2 protein-coding genes are annotated in these 9,678 nt (G+C 74.4%); both read right to left on the bottom strand.

Going from position 1 to position 9,678, the window contains the following annotated elements; translation table 11 throughout:
* A partial coding sequence (locus K7G61_RS35305) for a type I polyketide synthase (RefSeq protein WP_374204346.1) occupies nt 1-2,778 on the bottom strand: 2,778 nt, incomplete at its 3' end.
* A gap of 74 nt (nt 2,779-2,852) precedes the next feature.
* Nucleotides 2,853-9,635 (bottom strand): SDR family NAD(P)-dependent oxidoreductase, encoded by a 6,783-nt coding sequence (locus K7G61_RS35300; RefSeq protein WP_374204347.1) that lies wholly within the window; start codon nt 9,633-9,635, stop codon nt 2,853-2,855.
* Between the last annotated feature and the right edge of the window lie 43 nt (nt 9,636-9,678).

Raw genomic sequence — 9,678 nt, 5'->3', positions numbered from 1 at the left:
GGCGGCGTCCGTGCCGGCGGCGACGGCTTCGACGTCCTCGGTGTCGGAGGGCATCAGCCAGAACCGCTCGTGCTGGAACGCGTAGTGCGGCAGGCGGACGCGCCGGGCGCCGGTGCCCGCGAAGAACGCCTGCCAGTCGATCCGCACCCCGCGTACGTGCAGCCCGGCGAGGGCGGCGTGCAGGGCGGCGTTCTCGGGGCGGCGGCCGCGCAGCGCGGGGAGCACGCCGGTGGACTCGTCGGCCGCGAGGACCGTGCGCGTCATGGCGCTGAGCACCCCGTCGGGTCCCAGCTCCAGGAAAGTGCGCACGCCCTGGGCGTGGAGCGTCCTGACGCCGTCGGCGAAGCGGACCGCCTCGCGGACATGCGTCACCCAGTACGCGGGGTCGGTCAGATCACCGGTCAGGTCACCGGTGACGTTCGACACCACCGGGATACGAGGGCTGTGGTACGTCAGCGACTCCGCGACGGAACGGAAGTCCGCCAGCATCGGGTCCATCAGCGGCGAATGGAACGCGTGCGAAACGGTCAGCCGCTTGACCTTACGGCCCTCAGAACGCCAGGCCGCCTCCAGCTCACCGATCGCCTCAACCGCGCCCGAAACCACCACAGCCTCGGGCCCGTTGACCGCCGCGACCGCCACATCCTCGCGACCCGCCAACGCCTCCCGTACGAACGCCTCCTCCGCCTGCACCGCCAGCATGGCGCCACCAGCGGGCAACGCCTGCATCAACCGACCCCGCGCAGCCACCAACCGGACCGCGTCCTGCAGCGACAGCACACCCGCCACATGCGCGGCCACCAGCTCACCGATGGAGTGACCGGTGACGAAGTCCGGCCGCACACCCCACGACTCCACCAACCGGAACAACGCCACCTCAAGCGCGAACAACCCCGCCTGCGTGTAAACGGTACGGTCCAGATCCACCGACCCCGCCTCGAACATCACCTCCCGCAACGGCCGCTCCAACTCCCCCTCGAACAGCCCGCACACCTCGTCCAACGCCGCCGCGAACACCGGATACGCCCCGTACAACTCACGCCCCATACCGGACCGCTGACTGCCCTGCCCGGTGAAGAGGAAGGCGGTGTCGGCGTCGGTCGGGGCCGCGCCGCGGGTGACGGAGGCGGGGGTGTCGCCTGCGGCCACGGCGGCCAGGCCGGCGAGGAGGGCGTCGCGGTCCGCGGCGGTGACGACGGCACGGTGTTCGAGGGTGCCGCGTGTGGTGGCCAGGGAGAACGCCGTGTCGAGGACGCCGAGTCCGGGGTCGCGGTGGAGGGCGGTGGCGAGGCGCTCGGCCTGGGCGCGCAGCGCCGTGTCCGTACGGCCGGAGAGCACCACCGGCAGCAGGGACGGCTGCCGGGCCGGCGAGTCGTCGGTGGCCGGCTCCTCCTCGGGGGCCTGTTCGAGGATGGTGTGCGCGTTGGTGCCGCTGACGCCGAAGGAGGAGACGGCGGCGCGCCGCGGGTGGCCGGTCTCGGGCCAGGCGGTGGCCTCCGTCAGCAGCGAGACGGAGCGCCCGGTCCAGTCGACGTGGGGGGTGGGCTCGTCCACGTGGAGGGTCCGCGGCAGGGTGCCGTGGCGCATGGCCATGACCATCTTGATGACGCTCGCGACGCCGGAGGCGGCCTGGGTGTGGCCGATGTTGGACTTCAGCGAGCCCAGCAGCAGCGGGTGTTCGGCGTCGTGTTCGGCGCCGTAGGTGGTGATGATGGCCTGGGCCTCGATGGGGTCGCCGAGGGTGGTGCCGGTGCCGTGGGCCTCGACGGCGTCGATCTGGGCGCAGGTGAGGCGCGCGTTGGCGAGGGCCTGGCGGATGACGCGCTGCTGGGCGGGGCCGTTGGGGGCGGTCAGGCCGTTGCTCGCGCCGTCCTGGTTGATCGCGGAGCCGCGGACGACGGCCAGGACCTCGTGGCCGAGGCGGCGGGCGGCGGAGAGCCGTTCGACGAGGAGCATGGCGACGCCCTCGCCCCAGCCGGTGCCGTCGGCGGCGGCCGCGAAGGGCTTGCAGCGCCCGTCGCGGGCCAGTCCGTTCTGCCGGCTGAACTCGATGAACGCGCCGGGTGTGGACATGATCGTCACGCCGCCGACGAGGGCCATGGTGCATTCGCCCTGCCGCAGTGCCTGGCAGGCGAGGTGGAGGGCGACCAGCGAGGAGGAGCAGGCGGTGTCGATGGAGACGGCCGGGCCTTCGAGGCCGAAGGTGTAGGCGATGCGGCCGGAGACGACGCTCGCGGCGGTGCCGGTGGCGAGGTAGCCCTCGCCGCCCTGCGGGGCGTGGGTGAGGAGGCTGATGTAGTCCTGGCCGTTGGTGCCGACGAACACGCCGGTACGGGAGCCGCGCAGCGCGGCCGGGTCGATCCCGGCGTGCTCGAAGGTCTCCCAGGAGGCTTCCAGCAGCAGCCGCTGCTGGGGGTCCATGGTGAGGGCCTCGCGGGGCGAGATGCCGAAGAACGCCGGGTCGAAGGCGTCGGCGTCGTGGACGAAGCCGCCGCGGTCGGAGTAGGTGGTCCAGGGCCGGCTGGAGTCGGGGTCGTGGAGGGCGTCGATGTCCCAGCCGCGGTTGGTGGGGAAGGCGCCGATGGCGTCGGTGCCGGCCGCGACGGCCTGCCACAGGTCCTCCGGGGAGGTGATCCCGCCGGGCAGGCGGCAGCCCATGCCGACGATCGCCATGGGCTCGCGGTCGGCCTCCTCGGACTCGCGGATGCGCTCGTTGGCGTCGTTCAGGTCCGTGATGACGCGCTTGAGGTATTCGCGGAGCTTGCTTTCGTTGGCCATCGCTGTCATCACCCGTGTGTGTGAGCGCCCGTGTGTGTGAGCGGGAGTGGAGGAGGTCGGTGGATGCCGGCGGGTCAGGCGCGGCCGTAGTTGCGATCGATGAGATCGAAGAGGTCGTCGTCGGAGGCGTCGTCGAGGTGGTCGGTGAGGCCCCCGGTGTCCGACATGCCACGGGCGTCGTTCCACAGTGCGAGCAGGTCCTGCAACCGGCGGGCGATCTTCGTCCGCGCGGCGTCGTCCGGGGCGATGGTGTCGAGCTCCTCGGGCTGTACGCCGGTCAGGGCGGCTTCCAGGCGGTCGAGTTCGGCCAGCAGCGGGACGCCCGGGGTCGTGGCGGGGCCGGTGGCGCCCTGGGCGCCGGGCAGCGCGGTGTCGAGGTGGCCGGCGAGGGCCGCGGCGTTCGGGTAGTCGTACATCAGGGTGCTGGGCAGGCTCAGACCGGTGGCCTTGGTGAGCCGGTCGCGCAGTTCCAGGACGGTGAGGGAGTCGAAGCCGAGGTTCTTGAACGCCTGGTCGGGTTCGACGGCGTCCGCGGAGCCGAGGCCGACGACGGCGGCGACCTCGGTTCGTACGAGGCCGAGCAGGGTACGGCGGCGCTCCGCGGCGGTCAGTCCGGCGAGCCGGGCGGTGAGGGCGGGTTCGGGCGTGGAGTCGGCGGCCGGCGCGTCGAGGGCGACGGCCTCGGGCAGGCCGGTCAGCAGCGGGCTGGGCCGGGCGGCGCTGAAGGAGGGGCCGAAGACGGTCCAGTCGACGTCGGCGACCGCGCAGGCGGTCTCCCCCGCGGTGAGCGCGAGGTGGAGGGAACGCAGCGCGGTGCCGGGTTCCAGGGGGGCGAGTCCGCGGCGGCGCAGGTGGGCTGCGGCCTCCTCGTCGGCGGCCATGCCCGCGCCGCCCCACGGGCCCCAGGCGACGGCGGTCGCGGGCAGGCCGCGCTCGCGCCGGTGCTCGGCGAGGGCGTCGAGGTAGGCGTTGGCGGCGGCGTAGGCGCCCTGCCCGGCGCTGCCCCAGACACCGGCGATGGAGGAGAAGAGGACGAACGCGGCCAGGTCCTCGCCGGCGAGCAGCTCGTGCAGGTGACGGGCGCCGTCGACTTTGGCGGCGACCACGGCGGCCAGTTCGGCCGGTTCCGTGTCGGCGATGGTGCCGGCCTGCGGGAGGCCGGCGGCGTGGACGACGGCCCGTACGGGCTCGCCGGCGGCCCGCGACCGCTCCAGCAGTGCGGCCAGCGCGTCCCGGTCGGCGGCGTCGCACGCTTCTGCGGTGGCGTCGACGCCCGCGTCCGCCAGCTCGGCCAGGAGCTCGGCCGCGCCGGGGGCCTCGGCTCCGCGGCGGCTGGTCAGGACGACGCGGGTGGCGCCGTTGGCGGCGAGCCAGCGGGCGACGTGCCCACCGAGCGCGCCGGTGCCACCGGTGACGAGCACTGTTCCGGCGGCGGGCCAGTCGGCCCGGGGGGCCGCGCCGCCGGCGGTCGGTACGGGGGCGGCGGGGGTGGCGGCGGGGGCGAGCGAGGCGGCAGACGCGGCGGCGGCCTGGTCGAGGTTCGCGGGCACGGACACGGACGTGGCGGCGGGCAGGCCGCCGGACGCGGGCACGGGCACGGGCACGGGCACGGGCTGGACGGCCGACTGATCGCCGCTCGCGGGCACGGACACGGACGTGGCGGCGGGCAGGCCGCCGGACGTGGGCACGGGCGCGGGCTGGACGGCCGACTGATCGCCGTTCGCGGGCACGGACACGGACGTGGCGGCGGGCAGGCCGCCGGACGCGGGCGCGGGCGCGGCGGCGGAGGGGGCCGCGGTCGCACGCCTGGCGGTGGTCGCGTGGGACGCGGCGCCGGCGGGACCTGCCGGGCCCGGGGCGGCGGGGTCGTGGACGGGGGCGTGTTGCAGGCGGCGGGCGAAGAGGCCGCTGTCGCGCAGGGCGAGCTGGTCCTCGGCGCCCGCGGCTCCGGCGAGGACGGCGAGGAGCCGGACCAGGTCGCGTTCGACCGGCTGCTCGGGCAGGTCCACGAGGCCGCCCCAGCGGTCCGGGTGTTCCAGGGCGGCGACCCGGCCGAAGCCCCACACCTGCGCGGCCGCGGGGTGGGTGACGGTGTCGCCGTCCGTCGCGGTCACCGCACCGGACGTCAGCGCCCATACCCGGCCGGTGAGTTCGGCGTCACCAAGTGCCTGGACGAGAGCGCTGGTCAGGGCCAGTCCGGCGCCGAGGCCGGGGTGCTCCGGGTGCGGGCGGTCGTCGTGGGCGAGCAGCGACAGCACACCGGCGGTCTCCCCCGCGACGGCTGCCGCTTCCCGGAGGCGGTCGGCGAGGACGCCGCGGTCGTCGCCGGGCTCGGCCGCGAGGCGGACGACGTCCGCGCCCGCGGCGGTGAGGGCGCCGCCGACGGTGTCGGCGAGGGCGTCGGCGGCCGGCGGCGCGACGATCAGCCAGGTGCCGGCCGCGGTGGAGGTGGCGCCGCCGGCCGGGTCGGGCAGCGGCTGCCAGGTGGCGCGGTAGCGCAGGCGGTCCAGGGCCGCGCGCTCGCGGCGGTCGCGGTGCCAGGTGGACAGCGCGGGAAGTACGGCGCCGAGGGCGTCGGAGTCGGTGAGGCGGAGCGTGCCGGCGAGAGCGTCGAGGTCGCCGCGTTCGACAGCGGACCAGAAGGGGCCGTCCGAGGGTTCGGTGACGGGTGCCGCGGCGGCGGTACGGCGGCCGACGAACGTGGTGGAGCCCAGCCAGTAGGTCTCCCGCTGGAAGGCGTAGGTCGGCAGGGTGACCCGTCGCGGGGCCGGGTCGCCGAGGTAGGCGGCCCAGTCCAGGGCATGCCCCTGGGCGAGGATGCCGGCCGCGGTGTGTGCGACGGCCGCGGCCTCGCTCCGCCCGGCGCGCAGCGAGGGGACGACCGCGGTCCCGGACTCCACCAGCGGACGGGCCATGGCCGTGAGGACGGCGTCGGGGCCCAGCTCGACGAGGGTGCGCACACCACGGTCGCTCAGGGTGCGCACACCGTCCGCGAAGCGGACCGCCTCGCGGACATGCGTCACCCAGTACGCGGGGTCGGTGAGGTCACCGGTCAGGTCACCCGTGACGTTGGACACGACGGGGATACGAGGGCTGTGGTACGTCAGCGACTCCGCGACCGCGCGGAAGTCGGCCAGCATCGGGTCCATCAGCGGCGAGTGGAACGCGTGCGAAACGGTCAGCCGCTTGACCTTACGGCCCTGCGAACGCCACACCGACTCCAACTCGGCGACGGTGTCACCCGCACCCGAAACCACCACAGCCTCAGGCCCGTTGACCGCCGCGACCGCCACATCCTCGCGGCCCGCCAGCGCCTCCCGTACGAACGCCTCCTCCGCCTGGACGGCCAGCATGGCACCACCAGCGGGCAGGGCCTGCATCAACCGACCCCGCGCCGCTACAAGTCGGACCGCGTCCTCCAGCGACAGCACACCCGCCACATGCGCGGCGGTCAGCTCACCGATGGAGTGACCGGTGACGAAGTCCGGCCGCACACCCCACGACTCCACCAACCGGAACAACGCCACCTCAAGCGCGAACAACCCCGCCTGCGTATAGACGGTACGGTCCAGATCCACCGACTCCGCCTCGAACATCACCTCCCGCAACGGCCGCTCCAACTCCCCCTCGAACAGCCCGCACACCTCGTCCAACGCCGCCGCGAACAACGGCTGTTCGGCGGCCAGTTCACGCCCCGTACCGGATCGCTGACCGCCCTGCCCGGTGAAGAGGAAGGCGAGTTTCCCGGGGGCGGCGTTGCCGGCCGGGCCGGCGAAGGTGCCGTCGGCGAGGGCGTCGAGGGCGGTGAGGAGGTCCTCGGTAGTACGGGCGACCGGCACCGCGCGGTGGTCGAGGCGGGCGCGGGTCGTGCCGAGCGCGTGAGCGAGGTCGGGGAGCGGCGGTACGGGGCCCTCGCGGAGGGCGGCGGCGAGGCGGCGGGCCTGGTCGCGCAGGGCGTTCCCCGTAGCGGCGGACAGGGGGAACGGCAGGTCGGTGCCGCTGTCGTGGCGGGGAGTCCGCTCCGGGGCGGCGGCCGGGAGGGGCGGGGCCTGCTCGATGACGGTGTGGGCGTTGGTGCCGCTGATGCCGAAGGAGGAGACGGCGGCGCGGCGCGGCGCGTCGGTGGACGGCCACTCCCGCTCCTCGGTGAGGAGTTCGACGGCGCCGGCGGTCCAGTCGACGTGCGTGGAGGGCCGGTCGACGTGCAGCGTGCGGGGCAGCACGCCGTACCGCATGGCCTGCACCATCTTGATGACGCCCGCCACGCCCGACGCGGCCTGCGTGTGGCCGATGTTGGACTTCACCGAGCCCAGCAGCAGTGGCCGGTCGGCCGGGCGGTCCTGGCCGTAGGTGGCCAGCAGCGCCTGCGCCTCGATGGGATCGCCGAGCGCGGTCCCGGTCCCGTGCGCCTCGACGGCGTCCACGTCGGCGGGCGCGAGGCCGGCGTTGGAGAGGGCCTGGCCGATCACCCTTTGCTGGGCGGGGCCGTTGGGGGCGGTGAGGCCGTTGCTCGCGCCATCCTGGTTGACGGCCGAACCGCGGACGACGGCCAGGATCTGGTGGCCGTTGCGCTGCGCGTCGGAGAGCCGCTCGACCAGCAGCAGGCCGGCGCCCTCGCCCCATCCCGTGCCGTCGGCGGCCTCGGCGAAGGACTTGCAGCGCCCGTCGGCGGCCAGGCCGCGCTGCCGGCTGAACTCCGTGAAGATGTCGGGGGTCGCCATCACAGTGGCGCCGCCGGCCAGCGCCATCGTGCACTCGCCGCCCCGCAGGGCCTGCACGGCCAGGTGCAGGGCGACGAGGGAGGAGGAGCAGGCGGTGTCGACGGTGACGGCCGGGCCCTCCAGACCGAAGGTGTAGGCGATGCGGCCGGAGGCGACGGAGCCGGTGCTGCCGGTGAGCAGGTGGCCCTCCAGCCCTTCGGGCAGTTCGCCGGCTCCGGTGCCGTACCCGCAGTAGGCGGCGCCGACGAAGACGCCCGCGTGGCTGCCGCGCACGGTGTGCGGGTCGATCCCGGCGCGTTCGAACGCCTCCCAGGCGGTCTCCAGCAGCAGCCGCTGCTGCGGGTCCATGGCCAGCGCTTCACGCGGCGAGATGCCGAAGAACAGCGGGTCGAAGGCGCCGGCGTCGTGGACGAACCCGCCCTCGTCGGCGTACGTCGTGCCGGCGCCGCGAGCCCGAGGATCGTAGAGGCCGGTGTCCCAGCCGCGGTCGCCGGGGAACGCGCCGATGGCGTCGGCGCCGGAGCGCACGAGCTCCCACAGGTCCTCGGGGGACCTGACACCGCCGGGATAGCGGCAGGCCATGGCGATGATCGCGATCGGTTCGCCGGGCGCGGCGGCGGTGACCGCGGGGCGGCCGGGCGCGGCCGAGGTGCCGTCGGAGAGCCGGGTCAGCAGGTGCGCGGCGAGTACGGCGACCGACGGGTGGTCGAAGACGAGGGTGGCGGGCAGCCGCAGGCCGGTGGCGGTGCTCAGGCGGTTGCGCAGTTCGACGGAGGTGAGCGAGTCGAACCCGAGGTCCTTGAACGCCCGTCCGGGGTCCACGGTCTCGGCCGTCCCGTAGCCGAGGACGGCGGCGACCTGGGCGGCGACGGCTTCGAGGACGGCCTCGGCCCGCTCGGTGCCGGTCAGTCCGGCGATCCTGCGCGCCAGCGGCGCGGTGCCGTCGTCGGCGACGGTGGCGGCCCGCTCGGCGCGGCGGCGGGGCGGGAGGACGAGGTCACGCAGCAGGGGCGGAACGGTGTCCCGCTCGGCCGTCGCGAGCACCGGCAGATCGAGGCGCGCGGCGACGACGAGGGGGCCGGGCGCGGCCCTTCCGGCGTCGAAGGCGGCCAGGCCCTCCTCCGTGCCGAACGGCGGCATCCCGGATCCGGCCATGCGCCGCAGGTCACTCTCGGTGAGGTGGCCGGTCATGCCGCCGTTCTGGTGCCACGGCCCCCAGGCCAGCGAGACGGCGGGCAGGCCGAGGCCGCGGCGATGGGTGGCCAGGGCGTCCAGATAGGCGTTGGCGGCGGCGTAGTTGGCCTGGCCCGCACTGCCCAGCACACCCGCGACCGACGAGAACAGCACGAACGACGCGAGATCCTGACCTTGCGTCACCTCGTGCAGATTCCAGGCAGCACGGGCCTTGGACTCCCACACAGCGCGCAGCCGTTCAGGCGTCATCGACGCGAACAGCCCGTCGTCCAGCACACCGGCCGTGTGCACGACAGCCGTCAGCGCACGACCCTCCACAACAGCGGCCAGCGCATCCCGGTCCGCGACATCACACGCCACAACCTCGGCATCCACCCCCAACTCGGCAAGGGACGCCACCAGATCGGCCGCACCAGGCGCATCAAGCCCGCGCCTGCTGAGCAGCAGCAACCTGCGCACCCCGTGCTCGATCACCAGGTGCCGGGCCACCTGTGCACCCAGCGAACCCGTGCCGCCGGTGACCAGCACCGTCTTGTCCGGGTCGAGGCCGTGCGGAACGGTCAGGACGACCTTGCCCACATGCCTGGCCTGGCTGACGAAGCGGAACGCCTCCCGCGCCTGCCGCACATCCCAGCACCGCACCGGCAACACCGACACCACACCCGACGCGAACAACCCCAGCAACTCGGCGAGGAGTTCCCCGATACGCGCGGGCCCCGCCTCCACCAGATCGAACGCCCGATACACCACACCCTCGGGCAACGAGTCGACATCCCGGATGTCGGCCTTGCCCATCTCCAGGAACCGGCCACCCCGCGGCAGCAATCCGAGCGATGCGTCCACGAACTCCCCCGCCAGGGAGTTCAGAACCACATCCACACCCTCGCCGTCGGTGACCGCCAGGAACTTCCCCGCAAACCCCGTGTCACGCGAGTTGGCAATGTGGTCGTCATCCAGGCCGAGATCGCGCAGCGTGTCCCACTTG

The organism is Streptomyces sp. HPF1205 (genome assembly GCF_020400825.1).
GTDB lineage: Bacteria > Actinomycetota > Actinomycetes > Streptomycetales > Streptomycetaceae > Actinacidiphila.
The sequence above is the reverse complement of the archived record's forward strand: the minus strand, read 5'-3'. Positions and strand labels throughout refer to the sequence as shown.